This window comes from Pedobacter superstes (assembly GCF_037622515.1).
Classification (GTDB): domain Bacteria; phylum Bacteroidota; class Bacteroidia; order Sphingobacteriales; family Sphingobacteriaceae; genus Paradesertivirga; species Paradesertivirga superstes.
This window is the reverse complement of sequence record NZ_JBBJCN010000002.1, coordinates 212,524-231,147: the sequence shown is the minus strand read 5'-3', so window position 1 is coordinate 231,147 and position 18,624 is coordinate 212,524. Positions and strand designations below refer to the sequence as shown.

The following is an 18,624-nucleotide window of genomic DNA, read 5'->3' as shown; positions in this document are numbered from 1 at the left end:
TAAACAACCAGCGCCCTCGGATTGCAGATAGCCGTATTTCTGCCTTTTAGCTCAAAACTCGACAGCCTTGACTTTTTCTCTCTTTTGTGTCAAGACAAAGAGATAGGCCTTGCGGCTATGAGCAGTTCGCCACATCCAAAAGGATTTTCTATTTTTGGGGTCATCTTCATAAAATGCCATCAGCCGCCAATCAGATTTTAAAAAAATATTTTGGGTATGATACCTTCCGGGCGCAGCAGGAAGAAATCATACAGCAGGTAGTTTCTGGTCGCGATGTACTGGTGTTGATGCCAACTGGCGGAGGTAAGTCTGTGTGTTACCAAATCCCGGCATTGATGCTGGACGGCATTTGTATCGTAGTTTCTCCGCTGATATCTTTGATGAAAGACCAGGTTGATTCATTAAGGGCAAACGGCATAGCCGCTGCATTTCTAAATAGTTCGCAATCGCAGGAAGAGCAGCAGACTATTCTGGAATCCTGTTATAAAAAGGAAATAGGATTGCTGTACGTTTCGCCAGAAAAGTTAATTTCAGATCTGCAGATGATCACTCAAATGGCCAAACCCTCGATGTTTGCCATTGATGAAGCGCATTGTATTTCTTCCTGGGGCCATGATTTCCGACCAGAATACACACAATTAGGCCTGCTGAGAAAAAAATTTAGCCATGTTCCTTTTATCGCTTTAACAGCAACTGCAGATAAAGTTACCCGGAAGGACATTCTTAAACAGCTCAAATTAGATTCGCCCGGTGTATTTATCTCTTCGTTCGACAGGAAAAATCTAAGTCTTGATGTGCGCATTGGGGTTAAAACGAAAGAAAAGCTTCAGGAAATAGCCGCCTTTATCGATAAGCGCGAAGACCAAAGCGGAATTATCTACTGCCTGAGTCGCAATAATTGTCAGGATGTGGCCGAAGCATTGAGAAACTATGGCATCAATGCCGGTTACTATCACGCCGGAATGAGTGGAGATGCCAGGGCAAAAGTTCAGGAGGATTTTATAAATGATAAACTGCAGGTGGTTTGCGCAACTATTGCCTTTGGAATGGGGATCGATAAATCGAATGTTCGATGGGTGATCCATTATAATTTGCCAAAAAATATGGAGGGTTATTACCAGGAGATCGGACGGGCCGGCCGTGATGGACTTCCATCCGAAACTATCCTGTATTATAACTACGCAGACTTAACAATGCTGAATAAGTTTGCAGCTCAAAGTGCCCAGTCGGAAATTAACTTAGAAAAGCTAAAACGAATTCAGCATTATGCTGAGGCTGATTTTTGCCGGCGTAAAATTCTGCTAAACTACTTTTCTGAAAGCCTTGACGAGAACTGCGGTAATTGTGATGTATGTAAAAATCCGCGAAAGCACTTTGATGGAACTATTTTGGTACAAAAAGCATTGTCGGCCATTTACCGAATGGGAGAAAAAGAGGGGGCCAACATGGTTATAGATGTTTTGCGCGGCTCGCGTAAAACAGAAATAATGCAAGCCGGCTATGATTCCTTAAGGACACACGGGGCAGGCGCAGAGATTGGAGCAGTTGACTGGCAACGCTACCTGATGCAGATGCTGAATCTTGGGGTCATTGAAATGGCCTACGATGAAAATTTCGCTTTGAAGATTACGCCTTCCGGCAAAGACATTCTTTTCGGTCGAAAAACAATAGAGCTGACCATACTTCAACCTCTGGTAAAAGTTGAAAAGCCGGCAGAGAGAAAACATACCAGGGTTTCGGTTAAGCCGGAAGAAGATTTATTTAGTCGCTTAAAACAGGTTCGCCTGCGTTTTGCAACGCAGGAAGATGTACCGGCTTATATCATCTTCAGTGATGCGGTATTGCAGGAAATGGTTAAGGAGGAGCCCCTGACAGCGGAGGAGATGATGCAGATTTCGGGGGTCGGGGAACATAAGATGTGGAAATATGGTCAGGCCTTCCTGGATACGATCAGCAATTTCCTGGATGGAACCAAATCCAAAAAACCGAAGGCAGATACCTACCAGGATACTCTTGAACTATTGAAATCGGGAATGACTCCGGCACAAGCCGCCGAAAAAAGGGGACTTCATGAAACTACAATATACTCGCACATTGCCTACCTGTACATCAATAACAAAATAGGCAGCATTTCATCCTTAGTCTCCGATGAAGAGGTGAAAATTGTTAAACGGGCAATAGAAATTACCGGCGAACGTAAAGCTTTAAAGCCTTTGTTTGAGTATTTACAGGAACAAATACCGTATCATAAAATTCGTTTGGCTATGGCTGTACTCGAGCGGAAGAAAGTGTTATTGAACTGATGTTGCCGGTAGGAATTAAAGAATTTGTTTAATCCACACAAACTGAACTACACGCCGCTCATCGCGACAAAGGGCAGCTTGCTAAAAGTTGTTGTTTGTTTTTCGCATAAGGATTCTTGCTATCTTAGCCGGAAAATCAAGTGACACATGTCTTGAAATCAACCTATGAAATGGATAGCGATAATATTTATATTTAGTCTTGCAGGTTGCAAACAGGATAAGTTATGCTCGGTCTCTGTTAAGATCTCGCTTATAAATAAGAGCACTGACCCTTGTCATTTAATGATGTCCAATGGCGTAGACTCAGTTGTAATTGATGCGAATAGCAATAGCACTGTGGCAAAAGACTTATGTTTTAGCGAAAGTTTAAAGAATGATGGTAGTTATAAACTTCAGTTCTCAAATTCCAGAAAAGACATATCTTATGATTCTTACGGATATTACTCTAATGGATCTCCAATGGAAAAAGAGTGGCAAATTACCTGGGAAAACGATTCATTGTCTCTAAAGAGCGTCTTAAGAGACTCAAATTATCGTTAATATCACTCCCCCTGGCAAGCGTCCGCTTGTGCTGTACCTATTTCTTCCTTTTTTATGGCATAAGAGCCCAAAGTCATGTATGATGGTGACCTGCATCATTCTTTAATCGCACCGAGCGAGCTTAATTTGTAGAAATATAAATAAGTGTTATGGAAAATTTTATAGTAATAAGCAAAGATCAGTCAGAACATGGTGATGATGAAAATGTATCAGAATTTGTAGACTGACAATGTTTGTCAGAAATTTCTTCATTCTGCCTTAAAAAAACAGTTTGTTGTGCCAAAGATTATGCAGGAGGAAAAAATTGCCCGAAATTCAAATATATAATTGCGCAAACGGATGCTTGCGTTAAAATGGGAAGCCGCTGAAGAACTCAGAGATACTTCCCATCAGTCTTTTTTAACAGGTTGTTTTTGGGGTTCAACAATGTCATGTATTTCTTATAGAGTTGAGCCCAGTTGCGGCGCTTAGAAATTAAATACTGCTCGTTTTTGCTGCGGTATAATTCAAATATTTCGATCTCCAGCTTCACCGTCTTATATTCGATAAATTGCTCGCGCGCTTGCTGCGAACAGTCAAACCACGGAGCTTTTTATTCATATATCTAAATTTTATAATGAATTTTTTAGTTTAAAATGCCCCAGCCTTCTCCCTTCGGTCATCCTGCTGCCTGCCTCAGACTAGAACAATGGTGTTTTTGTAAATCCATCCATAAAAGTATTTAAAACATACACTAAAGATTGTTCCGAAGGTTTCAAAAACCAAATTCAAATCAAAATAAAACCTCACAATAATTTCGTTTATTAGCATATTCCCAATCTGATAAAAAAATTGATGTTTAGACCGACCAAGACCGCTGATAATTACCCATTATTAAACTGTACATACCGATTTGTCAATTCTGTAAAGCCCGCATTACACATTCTTTTTTTCCTTCTGGCTCAATTTTCATCTGCACAGGTTAGGGTAGTAACCGAGCTTGATGATAACTGGAAGTTTAGCAAAGGTGGGAATGCTCTCGCGTACCAAAAAGAGTTTAATGATAAAAAATGGCAAACGGTCACCGTTCCTCACGATTGGGCTATTTATGGTCCATTCGACAAAGAAATCGATAAGCAGGAAGTAGCTATTGTCCAAAACGGAGAGAAAGTTGCAACTGAAAAAACCGGTAGAACCGGATCGCTTCCTTACATCGGCGAAGGTTGGTATAGAAACAACTTTACGCTTCCGCATTATAAGCCGGGCCAAAAAGTATTGGTAGTATTCGAGGGCGCAATGAGCGAACCGAAAGTTTTCCTGAATGGCGAAAAGGTTGGAGAATGGAATTACGGTTATAATTATTTTTATTTCGACATAAGCAAGCAAATAATACCAGGCAAGAAAAATACCCTGGCCGTTCAATTATCAAACAAAGGTTTGTCATCTCGCTGGTATCCCGGAGCCGGATTATATCGTAAGGTGCAAATCATTGTTAAGAACCAGGAAAGCATCGATCAATGGGGCACTTATGTTACCACCCCGGTCGTTTCTGCAGAATTGGCTAAAGTAAATATCAAGACCAAGGTGTCTGGAGCCGATGTTCGTGTGGTTACTTCTATTTTAAATGCGCAGGGCGACACTGTTGCATCCGACAAAAGCCAGATTTTTTTCGGAAATGAATTTGAACAGAACATAGCTGTAAAAAATCCAAAGCTATGGAGCCCGGAAACACCTTATCTCTATACTGCGGTTACTAAACTTTTTGCAGGAAATGTTCTAAAGGATGAAACTAAGACCAGGTTTGGGATACGCACCATAAGCTATACAGCCGCATCAGGCTTCAGTTTAAACGGTAAGGTTCGTAAATTTAAAGGGGTATGTCTTCATCACGACCTTGGTCCTCTTGGTGCGGCCATAAATGTAGCGGCCCTGCGCAGGCAATTGCGCATTCTTAAGGATATGGGTTGTGACGCGATACGAAGCTCTCACAATATGCCATCTATAGAGCAACTTGAACTTTGCGATGAGATGGGCTTTATGTTCCTGGCAGAAACGTTTGATGAATGGGCGAGACCAAAAGTCAAGAATGGCTACAACCGCTTCTTCAATACCGACGCAGAAAAGGATGTAGTGAACCTGATTCATGCCACACGTAATCACCCCAGCATTGTAATGTGGAGTTCCGGAAACGAAGTCCCCGATCAATTTGGAGCTGAAGGAGTAAAACGTGCGAAATGGCTGCAGGAAATTTTTCACCGGGAAGACCCCACTCGTCCGGTAACCGTTGGAATGGACCAGGTGAAAGCCACAATGGCTTCCGGATTTGGCGCCTTGCTTGATATTCCCGGCCTGAATTATCGTACTCATCTTTACGAGGATGCTTTTAAATCTTTCCCGCAGGGTTTTATTCTCGGCTCGGAAACTGCCTCTACAGTAAGTTCAAGAGGAGTATACAAGTTTCCCGTAGTAAAGGGTGTCGAAAAGCAATATCCTGATCATCAATGCTCATCCTATGATTTGGAATATTGCAGCTGGTCGAACCTTCCGGAAGATGACTTCATCCTGGAGGATACCAAGCCCTGGGTAATAGGCCAATTTGTTTGGACAGGGTTCGACTATTTGGGAGAACCCACCCCTTACGATAATAAATGGCCGGCCCGGAGTTCTTATTTCGGCATGGTAGATTTAGCAGGACTGCCTAAAGACAGATTTTATTTATACCGCAGTAAATGGAACACGAATTCCGAAACCCTGCATATCCTTCCTCATTGGAACTGGGAGGGTAGAGAGGGACAGGTTACCCCCGTATTTGTTTATACTAATTACGATAGTGCAGAGCTTTTTGTGAATGGCAAGAGCATGGGCGTGCAGAAAAAAAATAATGCAACGGCCCAAAGCAAATATCGCTTAATGTGGATGGATGTAAAATATGAGCCGGGCGTGTTAAAGGTAGTAGCATATGATAAGAACGGCAAGGCAGCCTCAGAAAAAACTGTGATTACCGCAGGAAAACCATATAAACTGGTTCTTGATCCCGATCGAATTGAAATCAAGGCTGACGGGAAGGATATTTCTTTCGTAACAGTTTCGGTGCTTGATGAAAAAGGAAATCCTTGTCCGAATGTAAACGAACAGTTAAAATTCAGTGTCACCGGCAAGGGATCTTACCGCGCAGCTTGTAATGGCGATGCCACTTCTTTGGAACAGTTCCATTTGCCGACTATGAAGTTATTTAATGGTAAGCTGGTGGTTCTGGTACAATCGGCTGCAAGTGCGGGTGACATCAAATTGTCGGTAACAGGAAAGGGCTTAAGAGCTTCAGAGATTAATATAAAATCAAGGTAAGAATATGCATTTAGTTAATTAACCAGGTAAGACCTAGCCATGAAACACTTCCTATTAATAATACTTCTTAGCTCCGCTTTCACGGGATGCTCTGGGCAGGAGAAAATATCACAAAAGAAATTAGATGATATAATTTTGGTAAACAAGGTCGATTTCTTTGAACCGAAGTACAATCAGGAACGCTTTAGTTGTGGATTTCTGCTGCAACATGGTGCTGACACTTTTGCGGTAAGTTGATAAGATTGTTCAACAGTTGATTGTTTTCTCCTATATCTTTCTTGCCTATATCAAAATATATTCTAATCGTGTCACTTGATTTCCCTTGCAAAGCGTAGCTTATAAAAAATAGAAATAACACTATATACTTTTTCATTTTTTATATTTTAGGTAAGCCATTACCTAACTAATGGTTTAAAGGGCAAATTGCACAACTTATCAATACTGTATTTTTTGACGATAAAAGTCTCAAAAGAGTCGTTTAAATGAAATGTGATGTTTATTTAGCTATTTTACTTAAAAGTCCGGCAGTTTTTAAATCATTTCTAATTACTTTGATTTATGAGACTGACTGCATGCCGTTCTATTATTTGTAGTGGTCGTAAAACTTGTTCTTAAATAATTCGTCTGGGTCATACTTTAGTTTTTTCTTAAAAAATTCTTCACCTTGAGGGTAAATTGTTTGAAAAGCCTTTTTGTCAATGTGTAACCTATATGGCAGGTAATAAGTTCCTTCCATTTTGATGGCGATTGCAATTAATTGGTCGGTTATTTTTTTCATTTCTTTTTCCTCCTTTTCAGATTTCTCCTGGTTGAACAAAAAAACAAAACCAAACACATTCTCCTTTGCATAATTTAAATAACTGTCATTGTCTTTGTGAACACCTCTTATCGTTATGTTTAGCAGATCAACGTCTTTATCAGGCAAAATGCTTTTAAGCTCATTGATATATTTCATGAAATTCCTTTCTGGAATAAAGTATTCGTGTAAAATGTCAGTAGAATTTGAATCCGCATTTTCAATTATTTTTACGTTGACATTCAATAACTCATTTCGTGAAAAAACAATGTTTTTAGCGACTTTACTAATTCCTGTTTCTAAATCCCAACGCAATCTTTTTCCATAGTCGCTGTTTACGCTGCTTCTAAAAACCAGTCGTTTTGAATCTTCAATTTTTTGATTGTGTTTCGTCAAGGAGCTAGGTTTTTCAGCAGCTTTCTCAAAGTAAGTAAGTGAAGCTTCTTCTAGGAAATGCTTTTCTGTAATACGTAGTCGCCCAAATACCAGTTGTACTTTCGGGTTGCCAGAAATCAATATCTTATAATTTTTTACATAATTCTCCGGGCGTAATTGAATATATTTAAGCTTCAAAGCTTCGTTGTCGACAACTTTAAGCTTAACATCAAGAATAATCCCAAAAAGTCCATAACCTCCAATAACTAAACTAAATAACTCTTGGTTTTCGGTGCGACTACAATTTAATATTTCACCGTTATGATTCATTAAAGTAAACGAAATGACACTTGAAGAAATAGGGGGAGAATCCTTTTGCCAACCGTGTCCGTTCACACTTATTGAACCACCAATTGAAAATGAACTGAAAGCCTGCATTACAGCGATAGACTTATTGAATTGGTCTAAATAATTTATGGCATCTTCCCATAAAGCACCCGAACCAATGGTCAAAATATTATTTGTGGTGTCAATTTGCATTTCTTTGTACGGTCTCATATTCAAGACTATTCCGTGCGGATACATTGTGTGTCCGCCCATACTGTGTTTGGCACCCGCAATAGAAATTGGAATTTCGTTTGATTCTGAATATTTAAGAATCTCTTTCAGTTGATTAGTTATTTCAACTTTTGACTTCGGAACGTCTATGATAGAATCAACCTCTGTTAAGCTTAAACCGCTTGCATCATTTGTATAACCTTTTATTATTTCAGCTTTGACGTGGACTTGATTTAGATGAGTTATTACTAAGTGAATAGCGGGAATGGAAATGAAAACAATTACTCCTACAATCAGCAAGTTAAAAATGTGTTTTCTTTTCATTGCTACAAAAACAGTAAGCCATTTTCTTTTAATTCTGTAAAGGTGTCGCTATTCAAAAAATGTTGGAAATCGCCAGCTCCGGAATCATTAAAACGTTGTTCTACTTCCGCAAAAGAAGATACTGCTTCCCGATTTACCGAAAGCAAAGGCAAGGTATCAGCTAACCATCGTCCCCATTCTTCCTTGGTATGTACTATAAACGTGTCTTTTTTACTGTAAAAAGTTAAGGCTGCCATGTTTATAGCCTTCTTTTTTCCTTTTTTTTGGTAATATTTAACAGCAGGAGAGCTGCCCAACCAAACAATTTTTGTGCTGGGTTTAATAACTTTGGGTTCAGGAAAAGCCAGCGCCTGTTCTACAAAGTTCGGGGATATTGTGGTGCGTGGCACTTTAAAATCAAACCATTTATCGAGGGTAAAATCAAAACATATACCGTGCATGTAGTTAAACAACGACTTACGCAAACCTTCACTAAATGCCTCATGATCAGCGCCGTTTTTATCAATATGAGCTAAATCGTTGTTCGCAAAAGTTCCCATTTTCTGGCTTACCCTTTTTACACCAAACTGATCAGGATTTAATCCAACAGGACTGTGAGCCGTCATGGCAAACTGGTGCCAAAAGCCGGATTGGACGATACCATTCATAAATAGCTGCCGAACGATTTCTAATGAATCAATAGTTTCCTGGGTGGTTTGAGTTGGGAAGCCGTACATTAAATACGCGTGCACCATAATGCCGGCCTGGGTTAAATTCTCGGTAACTTTTGCTACCTGGGCAACCGTTACGCCTTTATCAATCAATTTCAGCAATCGATCGGAAGCTACTTCCAGTCCTCCGGAAATAGCAATACAGCCCGATTCCATTAAGAGTATAGCCAAATCCAGTGTAAAGCTTTTTTCAAACCGAATATTTGTCCACCATACGATGGTTAAATTTCGCCGGATAATTTCCAAAGCCAGGTCCCGCAGTAAAGCCGGAGGAGCAGCCTCATCCACAAAATGAAATCCGTTCTGACCTGTTTGTTTAATGATTTCTTCAATACGATCACACAGCAAAGCGGCCGTAACAGGTTCATATCTTTTAATATAATCTAATGATATATCGCAAAAAGTACACTTACCCCAATAGCAACCGTGTGCCAGGGTTAATTTATTCCATCTGCCGTCGCTCCACAAACGATGCATCGGATTGGCCATTTCAATTACAGACAGATATTTATCTAAAAGCAGATCAGAATAATCCGGAGTGCCTACATCCCGTTGCGCATAATCAAATTCCTTAGAACCGTTAAAATAAGTAACAATGCCGTTTTCTAAAGCGAAAGTTCTTTTTAAGTCGGCTTTATTACGTTCGCCTTTTAAATATTCGATCAGGTGAAAAACAGGTGCTTCCCCATCATCCAGCGTAATGAAATCGAGGTAATTAAAAACCCTTGGATCTTGTAATGACCTTAATTCTGTATTGGCGTATCCTCCGCCTAATGCAATTTTTATCGATGGGTGATTCCGTTTAATCCATTGTCCGCATTTAAAAGCACTGTAGAGGTTACCTGGAAAAGGGGCAGAAAGAGCTACTAAATCTGGTTTTACCTGTTCAATTTTCTCTTTTAAAATATCGGTTAAAATGCTGTCTATAAAGCTATCCGGACGATTTAGAACACTATCCAGTTCATCAAACGTAGAAGCCGACCTTCCCAGCCGTTCTGCATACCGGCTAAAGCCAAAATGCGGATCGATAGCCTCTACAATTAAATCAGAAATATCTTCCAGGTAAAGTGTGGCCAAATGCTTCGCTTTATCCCGGGTACCCATGGTGCCAAAAGCCCATTCCAAATCATCCAGCTGCGCAAACCTGGATGCCTCTGGCAAGTAATTTCCCTGACAAATTACATGTGCCAGGGTTGGGTTATTGTCTTGCAAAAAGTTAATAACGGCATCTATAGTTTTAATATATTCTTTCTGAAGGTGAACGATTCTCTGGCTGTTGTCGGATAGCGAACCCTGCTTTTTAGTTACTTCTTTAAACAGGTTGGTTAATCCGGCGGATGAAAACAGAGCTAAAATAACTTCAATACCCAAATCCATCTGGTAAGAAGGGATGTTCTTTGTGTTTAAAAATCCTTTTAAATAAGCTGTAGCAGGATAAGGCGTATTTAATTGGGTAAATGGAGGGGTAATAAAAAGTATTGTCGGACTCAATTTTACAAAATTTATGGAATTGCCATGCAAAGTTACCGTATTTTATTTTGAAAAGAATCTGTTCAGGGTTTTGTTAAAACAGGATTTACAGGTGTTTAATGCCATGCATTTTTTTGGCATGGCTGAGTGTGAGTTATGCAAAACACCAATGCGGTTGTTATTAATGCTAAGAACCTAAAAAATTTGGGATGTTATGGGAGAAGAGATGGGCCTGTGGTGACAAATGTCCAGTTTTCGAACGCGTATTTTTTCCCTTTTGTCCACTCTAGTCATCTGCCGGATGTGAGGTCACTTGGAAGTTAAATGCCAGAATGCTCCTTTAAAATTTCTCTATAGGTATTTAAGAAAGACGATTTAGAAATAAATCCCAGGAAACAACCTTTAGTGTCAATAACTGGCAATACCCATGTTCCCGTTTGATCAAACTTATTGGCAACGGAAAGCATATCCTCATCTTCTGATACTACTGCCGGTGGAGACTTCATTAACTCAGCTACTCCGGCTTGTGGTCTTATTTGTTCAAATAAAATGGGCCGGATATCATCAATTGATATAGTGCCAACAAGATGATTGTCTCCCTCTAATACTGCAATTAAGTTTCTTTTTCCTCTTTTAATAACCTCAATCAAATCTTCGAAAGATGATTTTATGGGAATAGTTGAAATGTCCTTTTCAACAAGGTCTGATACATTTATTAATAATAATAAGTTTTTATCGTACTCTTTGGTAAATATTTTTCCTGTTTCGGCAAGATGTTTCAAATCGGGAGAGATAGAAGAAAACCATTTAGCGATTAAGAAAGAGATGACGCAAACAATCATTAACGGTATCAGCAGGTCATAACCTGTGCTGGACTCTGCAATTAGAAAGATAGCCGTTAAGGGGGCATACAAAACTCCACTCATCATTCCGGCCATTCCAACAATGATAAGGTTTGTTACAGGAACCTCAGCAAAACCTAGCTGAACGCAAATAGTTGCAAAAAGGCATCCCATAGCTCCCCCCGCAAACAACGAAGGAGCAAAATTACCACCATTCCCCCCGCTGTGAATGGTAATTGAAGCTGCAAAAGCTTTGAAAGTGCATACCAATGTTAGGAATAGAATAACAAGCCAATTTGCAGGAGCAAAGTAGCTGAAGAAACTGTTCTCAATAATAACAGATATTTTACCGTTAATCATGTCTTTTATGCTCTCATAACCCTCGCCAAACAAAGGGGGAAATAGAAAACACAGCAGGGATAAAGCTAAGCCACCAATAATAGCTTTCTGTAAATGTGAAAGTTCAATGCGCTGGAAATAGTGTTCTACTTTTTGCGATATAACAACGAAATAGCGAGCATATAACCCGGTAACTATGCCGAGGGCAAGATAGTAGGGAATGTTATGGTAGTCGAATGTATGACGTTTGCCAAACTGAAAGAGGATATCTTCGTTTAAGATTATTCTTGAAAGCAAACTGCCGCACACAGCAGAAACGACCAGTGGTATAAAGTCTGTGAAGACAACCCCGGTTAATAATATCTCGAAAGCAAACATCATCCCGGCTATTGGGGCGTTAAATGCGGCGGCAATCCCCGCGGTTGCCCCTGCTGCTAAAAGTAATGTTCGTTCCTTATAGCTTAGCTGATAATTTTGAGCATAATTTGAACCAATTGCAGCCCCGGTAACAGCTATTGGACTTTCTAAGCCCGCGGAACCTCCAAATCCTATAGTAACGGCGCTTTGAATGACCTGAGAATACATCTTAACAGGGGAGACCAGGCTCGCATTTTTTGCTATTTCATAGAGGATCGCAGGTACTCCCTTTCTGTCCTGTCCCTTGAAAAAATATATCACAATTAAGGAAGTTAAGACGATGCCAAAAAACGGAAGGCATGCGTAATAGTAAAGCTGATCATTAAAATGAACTTTAGTGGTGATAGTATGATGAATTTGATGTACCAGAACTTTTAACAGGACTCCAGCTAATCCAGCAGAACATCCCACTAAAACACCCGATAGTAACAAAAAGTGCGTTCTGGATAACTTATGCTTTAACCAATAAAACAACACTTCATGAATTTTAGCTTTCTGGTAAGCCATGTACCCGTTTTCTTTAATCCGGGTGATTAATTTGAGATATTTTTTTAATCGTTTTATATTTTTCAATAAGTAACAAGTGAGGATTGTAAAAACATTGTGATGACAAAATAGGATAAAAATTGCAATTATCTCAATAGTTTGGTGGTATTGTTGAAAATAGTTATTCTGATGGTTGGTAGATTTTAAGATGACAGATGTTCAATGAAGGAAGGATCAGGGGCGGAAAAGCCTGGGTTTTTGGACTCTACTTTGAATAGGTTTTTCCCTCAGGTGTCACCCCTGATGAAACGCACAGAGGCCTCATACAAAAGTATGACCACATACACGTCTGCTGTGTGACAATTGTCACCAACCTCCCTTTCCTATATGAGGAGATTTGAGGAACAAAAGAGAACGTGAAATACATTATTATAGGCGCTGTGGCCGGTGGAGCCAGCACAGCAGCAAGGTTAAGAAGATTTGACGAGCATGCAGAAATTGTCATTTTTGAAAAGGGACAGTATATATCCTACGCCAATTGCGAACTTTCGTATTAAATCGGTGATGTTATCAAAGACCGAAATAAGCTGTTTGTTCAAACAGCAGTTTCTTTTTCTACCAGCTTCAAAATAGATGTAAGGATAAGTACGGAAGTAAGTTCCATTGACCGTTCGGGGAAAATAGATACAGCGGTTAACCGGCTGAACGGAGAAGAGTATACAGAAACTTACGACAAACTTGTGTTGTCGCCGGGTGCTACACCCATTAAGCCCGCTTTACCAGGAATTCAAAACGAAGGAATTTTCACTGTCAGGAATGTAGCCGATACCGACTATATTAAACGATACTTAGCCGTCGAAGGCTAAAAAAGCTGTGGTAATAGGCGCCGGTTTTATCGGACTGGAGATGGCAGAAAATTTTCATGCCCTGGGACTTGAGGGTAGCGTAATCGAGATGAGTAATCAGATTCTGGCTCCGCTTGATTTTCCTATAGCTGCTATAGCAAAGAAGCAGCATTTTTCTTGACACAACTCTTCGACATCCCAATTTGTCATCTATTACTCAGGCAGGTTTGGTAAACAATCCAAATGACGGAATGGTCTTGGGATTGCTGCCCCTTATCCTAAGCACACAGGGTTATGGATTGAAAGAAATTGGAATGAATCTTCATCACTACTGTGGATGACCATTTTAAACCCTGACTTACCCCGAGAAGAATATTAGAAGCAATTACCAAAGCCAAGCTTTTTGTGTAGATGAGTATGATCGGCACAGGGATTGCAAAAAGCCATCCGTAAATGAGGAGATTTCTGCGGCCAACTGTGTTTGCCAGCGCTCGTAAACTGCTTCCAGTTACGGCGGAGGCCTAATTCAATTTTGTCGCTCATTCGTGTGGTCGCCCTTATTGTTCCGGTCGATTTCTGCACCCATATTTCACGCCTTTGAACTTTTCGCCCACAGCTATGTTGAAAATGACCGGTTTAGCAGCTTTAGAGTTTTCTATCATAGCAGCCAGGACTTCCGGAGCGATCAGCTGACTCTTAGACCGGGGGGCTTTAGTTAATTTGTGGCCTTCACAGGAAATTGAGCCCGGGATGTTAAGGTCACAAATAGTGCGAGAAGAAGTGTAATTACCATTGCCTTTTTGCTTTAGTGAGGAAGTTTATCTTTAATTATCCCATATAAGTAGGTGCCGGCAAGCGCTCCGATGACTACAATAATCATTGCCCAGTATCCATAACCAATATTTACGAACATTGGTCCGGGACATGCTCCCGTTAATGCCCAGCCAAGTCCGAAGATTGACCCACCGATGATATACCGCGGCCAGCTTTTATCCTTGTCCTGAAATGTAATTGGATTTCCTTGTGTGTCTTTCATCCGGAATTTTTTGATAAGAAATACTGCCAATACCCCAAGCATCACTGCTGTTCCGATAATTCCGTACATGTGGAACGATTGAAAACGGAACATCTCCTGGATTCGGTACCATGAAATGGCTTCAGACTTGGCCATTATCAGGCCAAAAGCCAGCCCTGTTAAAATATATTTTAATCCTTTCATCTTATCTCCTTAAAATATGATTGGTAATAGTAAATGAGTCATTACCAGACCACCTATAAAAAATCCGATTACTGCTATCAGGGAGGGGAGCTGCATATTGGAAAGTCCGCTGATAGCGTGGCCTGAGGTACACCCTCCTGCATACCGGGCTCCAAATCCAACCAGTACTCCTCCAATGAGTAATACTATTATTACTTTCGGTGATGTGAGAACATCTGCTCCAAAAAGCTGAGAAGGATTTAATCCACCATCAAAGGCTATTTCTAATCCTTTCAAATCCTCGATCGTTGCTGCTGATAGCCTAAGCGGCTCATCGCTTCCCAGGATAGTTGAGGCAACTACTCCTCCAAGTACCGAACCAAATAGGAAGAGCAGGTTCCATTTCTGCGTTTTCCAGTCGAAATCGAAAAACTTTACTCTTTTCCCGGCGCCTGCGATGGTACATATGGTGCGAAGGTTTGCCGATACACCGAATGATTTCCCGAAAAATAAGAGCAATATCATGATAAGAGCGATGGCCGCGCCGGATATATACCAGGGCCATGGCTGTCGAAGTAGTTCAAGCATGTTGTTTTTTTAATTGAAATGTCAATAATGGTCTGATGCAATGATTCACTAAGCGCTCGGCAATACTGCCAAATAACAAATGTTCAATTCCTTTGCGTCCGTGTGTTCTGATACATACCAGGTCCATCTCTGCTTCGCGGTTGAAGTTTTTTATTCCGTTGGCGACTTTATGATCGCGATACAGGTGTGTTTCATATTTTTCCAGCTGGTGCTCTTCAGCAAAAAACTTCATCTGAGCTATAATTTGTTCCGAATGTTTTTCTTCTTCAATCGTCAGAATCTGTAATAAATGGATGGTGCTGTCAAAAGCAGTGGCCAGCTTTTTTATCATACCTATTTGCGCACCTTTTCCGAAAAGCTGAAAGTCGGCAACGAGCAAAATATTTCTCAGCTCAAGCATCGGTGTTCCCGGACGTATGGTAAGCACCGGTATTTGTAGGTGTCTTGCCACATGCTGCGCTTCCGATCCGGAAATAAATTCCATAAAACCTTCAGAGCCATTTGTTCCCATCACAACCAAATCCGCCTTTAGTTCAAAAGCTGTGTTATTGATTTGTTCTGTTAATTTTCCTGTACGCAGGTGTGGCTCGAAGGTGAATCCCTGAGCTTTCAGAAATTCCATCTTTTGCAAGGCTGCCTGCTTTCCCTTTTCAAGATTCGAGTTTAAAAGGCCTTCCTGAAAGTCGGAGTCCGCGTCGTTTACTTGTAACACATGAAGCAAATGAACTTCGACATTCAGCTTTCGAGATAATATGCTTGCCATATCTAATGCGAGAAAGCTCAAGTTAGAGAAGTCGGCGGGAATCAGAATAGTTAAACTTTCCATTTTTTTCAGAATTATGAAGCTGGCCATGCTCCGGTACCGCCAACTAAATTGTATGATTTTAATCCATGCTTTTCGAACAGGGATGCTGCGTTTCCACTTCTGTTGCCGCTCCGGCAGAACAGGAAGTAGGTTTTCTTGCTATCCAGTTTCTGCACCTGGGTCTGAAAGTCAGCAGACATCAAGTCCATATTTTTAGCTCCCTTAATTGTACCGGATGCAAATTCTCCGGATGTTCGCACATCAATAAGTTCTGCATTACCTGTTTCTGCAAACATCTGTCTGAAAGTTTTTCCGTCTAAATCGTTTTCCTTCTTTGAAAAAAAGCTACCGAACATAACTAATGTATTTAAATTATTTATGATTAAATTATTATTATTGAAGGCTATGCCATAGTGCTTGCACATACATAAGGGCTTACCCTGAACTTACCAGATTCCTTCAGCGCCTTAAATCCGCCTTTGATGTCTATCAGGTTATCGTATCCTCTTGCCTTTAATATAGAGTTGAAAATCATAGAGCGATAACCACCAGCACAATGCACATAGTATGGCTTATTTTTATCAACCTGAGTCATAGTCTCATTGACGTAGTCAAGAGCAGCGTTTTCTGAACCGATCAGATGTTCTGAATAGTGCTCGGTGTTTTTGCGCACATCCAGTATATTGACTTCGGCCCCTTTTGCTACTCTTTCGGCCAGCTCTTCCGGCGTGATGGACTCAATCTGATCTACCTCTTTGCCTGCAGCTTTCCAGGCTTCAATTCCGCCTTTCAAGTATCCAATCGCGTTATCATAACCAACTCTGGCTAAGCGGGTCACCACCTCTTCTTCGCGGCCTTCATCCATAATGATGAGTAATTCTTGTTTGATGTCTGGTATTAAGGTTCCAACCCAGGGAGCGAAACTTCCATCGATCCCGATATTGATTGAATTCGGTACAAATCCCTGAGAGAATGTCTGAGGATCGCGGGTATCAAGAAGCAATGCTCCGGTTTCGTTGGCTGCAGCCTCAAAAGCGTCGGGGTCTAAAGCCTGGGTTCCTTTCCTCAACACGGACTCAAAACTTTCGTAACCTTCCTTATTCAGTTTCACATTTAAAGGAAAGTATGCTGGCGGAGGAGTAAGACCGTGGGTTACCTCTTTAACGAATTCCTCTCTTGTCATGTTCGCCCTTAAAGCATAATTGGTTTTCTTCTGATTACCAAGCGTATCCGTGGTCTCCTTACTCATATTCTTGCCACAGGCTGAACCAGCACCGTGGGCCGGATAAACGATAATGTCGTCGCTTAAAGGCATAATCTTGCTCCTTAAGGAGTCGAAAAGAGTTCCAGCAAGCTGCTCCTGAGTCATATGGGCTGCTTTTTGAGCAAGATCTGGTCGCCCCACGTCGCCGATAAACAGCGTATCTCCCGAAAACAGGGCGGTTTCTTTTCCATGCTCGTCTATTAGTAAATAAGAAGTTGATTCCATGGTATGACCGGGAGTATGGAGTACTTTGATGGTTAATTTGCCAATTTTAAATTCCTCATTATCTTTTGCAATGTAAGCTTCGAAGCTCGGGTTGGCCTTCGGTCCGTAGATAATGGGAGCGCCGGTTTGTTTTGAAAGATCAACGTGCCCTGAGACAAAATCAGCATGGAAATGCGTCTCAAATACATACTTAATAATCGCCCCATTCATTTTGGCTTTTTCTATATACGGACCAACTTCGCGCAAAGGATCTATAATCGCAGCTTCATTGCCTGATTGGATATAATAAGCACCCTGTGCTAAACATCCGGTGTAAATCTGTTCGATGATCATATTTTTATTGTTTTTTATTTTGATAGTACAAATTTCGGGTTCTTTGAAAGCCCTGACGGTGACTTTTGTTACAAAAGGGTTTAACCACTTATTTCCTTGAAAATGATGTAAATACCCATTAGCAACACGAACCAGCCAAAGCCTTTTTTAAGCCTTTCGGCTGGTACCTTTTTGCTCAAAAAGCCGCCTACGAATATCCCGGCTACGGCAATTGCCGTGATGGTAAGGAGAAATGTCCAGTCGATGTTGAAGTGTCCGAGATCACCGGCAAAGCCGAACAGAGAATTCATGGCTATAATTGCTAGCGATGTTCCAATCGCCTTTTTCATCGGTAGCTTGATTAAGAACACCAGGGCGGGAATTAAAAGAAAGCCGCCACCTGCACCGAGCAAACCCGTGACCAATCCGATACTAATGCCATAGCCAAGTAACTTGAAAAATTTAATGCAGTCTGAACATTCCTTTTCAGGTCCGGCACCAGATTTATCGTGAATCATGCTAATAGATGCTACGAGCATTAATAATCCAAAAAGAACCATTGTGAGGAACGACTCTGTAATTGTAAAGCCTCCGATAGTAATTATTTCTTTGGGAATGATCGGCACAAGAAATTTTCTGGTTGCAAATACAGTGATTACTGAAGCTGCACCGAAAAACGCAAGCGCTTTTAAATTCACCAGATCCTTACGGAAATTGTCGAAAGAACCGATGAGACTGGTCGAACCAACAATAAAAAGTGAGTAAGAGGTTGCTAACAGGGGCTGTACTCCAAACAGATACACCATAACCGGCACTGTAAGAATAGACCCGCCGCCACCGATAAGACCCAGAGAAATTCCAATTAACGCCGACGCAATATATCCTAGTAGTTCCATTATTTTG

At 40.8% G+C, this 18,624-nt stretch carries 15 protein-coding genes and 1 pseudogene; 6 read left to right on the top strand and 10 right to left on the bottom strand.

The window, feature by feature from the left end; genetic code table 11:
• The first annotated feature begins 173 nt into the window (after positions 1-173).
• On the top strand, positions 174-2,303 hold the full coding sequence (recQ, locus tag WG906_RS06375) for a DNA helicase RecQ (protein ID WP_339991713.1): 2,130 nt from the start codon (positions 174-176) through the stop codon (positions 2,301-2,303).
• 165 nt (positions 2,304-2,468) lie between these two features.
• A complete protein-coding gene (locus WG906_RS06370) occupies positions 2,469-2,843 on the top strand; it encodes a hypothetical protein (RefSeq protein WP_339991712.1) in 375 nt (124 codons plus the stop codon).
• A 373-nt stretch (positions 2,844-3,216) separates the two neighbouring features.
• Here the strand turns inward: WG906_RS06370 and WG906_RS19435 are convergent.
• Positions 3,217-3,399 (bottom strand): annotated as a pseudogene (locus tag WG906_RS19435) (hypothetical protein); the annotation flags it as partial.
• A gap of 278 nt (positions 3,400-3,677) precedes the next feature.
• Here WG906_RS19435 and WG906_RS06365 point away from each other — a divergent pair.
• Positions 3,678-6,167 carry a DUF4982 domain-containing protein gene (locus WG906_RS06365; protein WP_339991711.1) on the top strand — a complete coding sequence of 830 codons (2,490 nt, stop codon included), beginning with the start codon at positions 3,678-3,680 and terminating at the stop codon, positions 6,165-6,167.
• Between the two features lie 583 nt (positions 6,168-6,750).
• Here WG906_RS06365 and WG906_RS06360 read toward each other — a convergent pair.
• The 3 genes from WG906_RS06360 to WG906_RS06350 all read right to left on the bottom strand — a co-directional run bounded on the left by WG906_RS06360 (position 6,751) and on the right by WG906_RS06350 (position 12,505).
• Entirely contained in the window at positions 6,751-8,220 is a 1,470-nt protein-coding gene (locus WG906_RS06360; RefSeq protein WP_339991710.1) for an FAD-binding protein, read from the bottom strand.
• Positions 8,221-8,222: 2 nt separating this feature from the next.
• Positions 8,223-10,421 (bottom strand): B12-binding domain-containing radical SAM protein, encoded by a 2,199-nt coding sequence (locus tag WG906_RS06355; protein ID WP_339991708.1) that lies wholly within the window; start codon positions 10,419-10,421, stop codon positions 8,223-8,225.
• A 299-nt stretch (positions 10,422-10,720) separates the two neighbouring features.
• Positions 10,721-12,505, bottom strand: coding sequence for a chloride channel protein (locus WG906_RS06350; RefSeq protein WP_339991707.1), 1,785 nt, complete (start codon positions 12,503-12,505; stop codon positions 10,721-10,723).
• A gap of 395 nt (positions 12,506-12,900) precedes the next feature.
• Here WG906_RS06350 and WG906_RS06345 point away from each other — a divergent pair, with 395 nt between their 5' ends.
• The 3 genes from WG906_RS06345 to WG906_RS06335 are packed head-to-tail and all read left to right on the top strand — an operon-like array spanning position 12,901 to position 13,510.
• Positions 12,901-13,041: a hypothetical protein gene (locus tag WG906_RS06345; RefSeq protein ID WP_339991706.1), complete on the top strand. Its 141-nt coding sequence runs from the start codon at positions 12,901-12,903 to the stop codon at positions 13,039-13,041.
• Complete coding sequence (locus WG906_RS06340) at positions 13,042-13,350, top strand: NAD(P)/FAD-dependent oxidoreductase (RefSeq protein WP_339992254.1); 309 nt, start codon at positions 13,042-13,044, stop codon at positions 13,348-13,350. It begins immediately after the preceding gene.
• A 40-nt stretch (positions 13,351-13,390) separates the two neighbouring features.
• The gene (locus WG906_RS06335; RefSeq protein ID WP_339991705.1) at positions 13,391-13,510 is read left to right on the top strand and encodes a hypothetical protein; all 120 of its coding nucleotides are present in this window, start codon (positions 13,391-13,393) and stop codon (positions 13,508-13,510) included.
• Between the two features lie 624 nt (positions 13,511-14,134).
• On the opposite strand, the gene WG906_RS06330 is transcribed toward WG906_RS06335, so the two are convergent.
• The 6 genes from WG906_RS06330 to WG906_RS06305 all read right to left on the bottom strand — a co-directional run bounded on the left by WG906_RS06330 (position 14,135) and on the right by WG906_RS06305 (position 18,617).
• Positions 14,135-14,548, bottom strand: coding sequence for a DUF6691 family protein (locus tag WG906_RS06330; RefSeq protein WP_339991704.1), 414 nt, complete (start codon positions 14,546-14,548; stop codon positions 14,135-14,137).
• A 9-nt stretch (positions 14,549-14,557) separates the two neighbouring features.
• Positions 14,558-15,115: a YeeE/YedE family protein gene (locus tag WG906_RS06325; protein ID WP_339991702.1), complete on the bottom strand. Its 558-nt coding sequence runs from the start codon at positions 15,113-15,115 to the stop codon at positions 14,558-14,560.
• Positions 15,108-15,941, bottom strand: coding sequence for a universal stress protein (locus tag WG906_RS06320; RefSeq protein ID WP_339991701.1), 834 nt, complete (start codon positions 15,939-15,941; stop codon positions 15,108-15,110). Before WG906_RS06320 ends, WG906_RS06325 begins: the two co-directional genes overlap by 8 nt.
• 11 nt (positions 15,942-15,952) lie before the next feature.
• A complete protein-coding gene (locus tag WG906_RS06315; RefSeq protein WP_339991700.1) occupies positions 15,953-16,276 on the bottom strand; it encodes a rhodanese-like domain-containing protein in 324 nt (107 codons plus the stop codon).
• A 47-nt stretch (positions 16,277-16,323) separates the two neighbouring features.
• Complete coding sequence (locus WG906_RS06310) at positions 16,324-17,742, bottom strand: MBL fold metallo-hydrolase (protein ID WP_339991699.1); 1,419 nt, start codon at positions 17,740-17,742, stop codon at positions 16,324-16,326.
• Positions 17,743-17,822: 80 nt separating this feature from the next.
• Positions 17,823-18,617: a sulfite exporter TauE/SafE family protein gene (locus tag WG906_RS06305; RefSeq protein ID WP_339991698.1), complete on the bottom strand. Its 795-nt coding sequence runs from the start codon at positions 18,615-18,617 to the stop codon at positions 17,823-17,825.
• Positions 18,618-18,624: the final 7 nt, after the last annotated feature.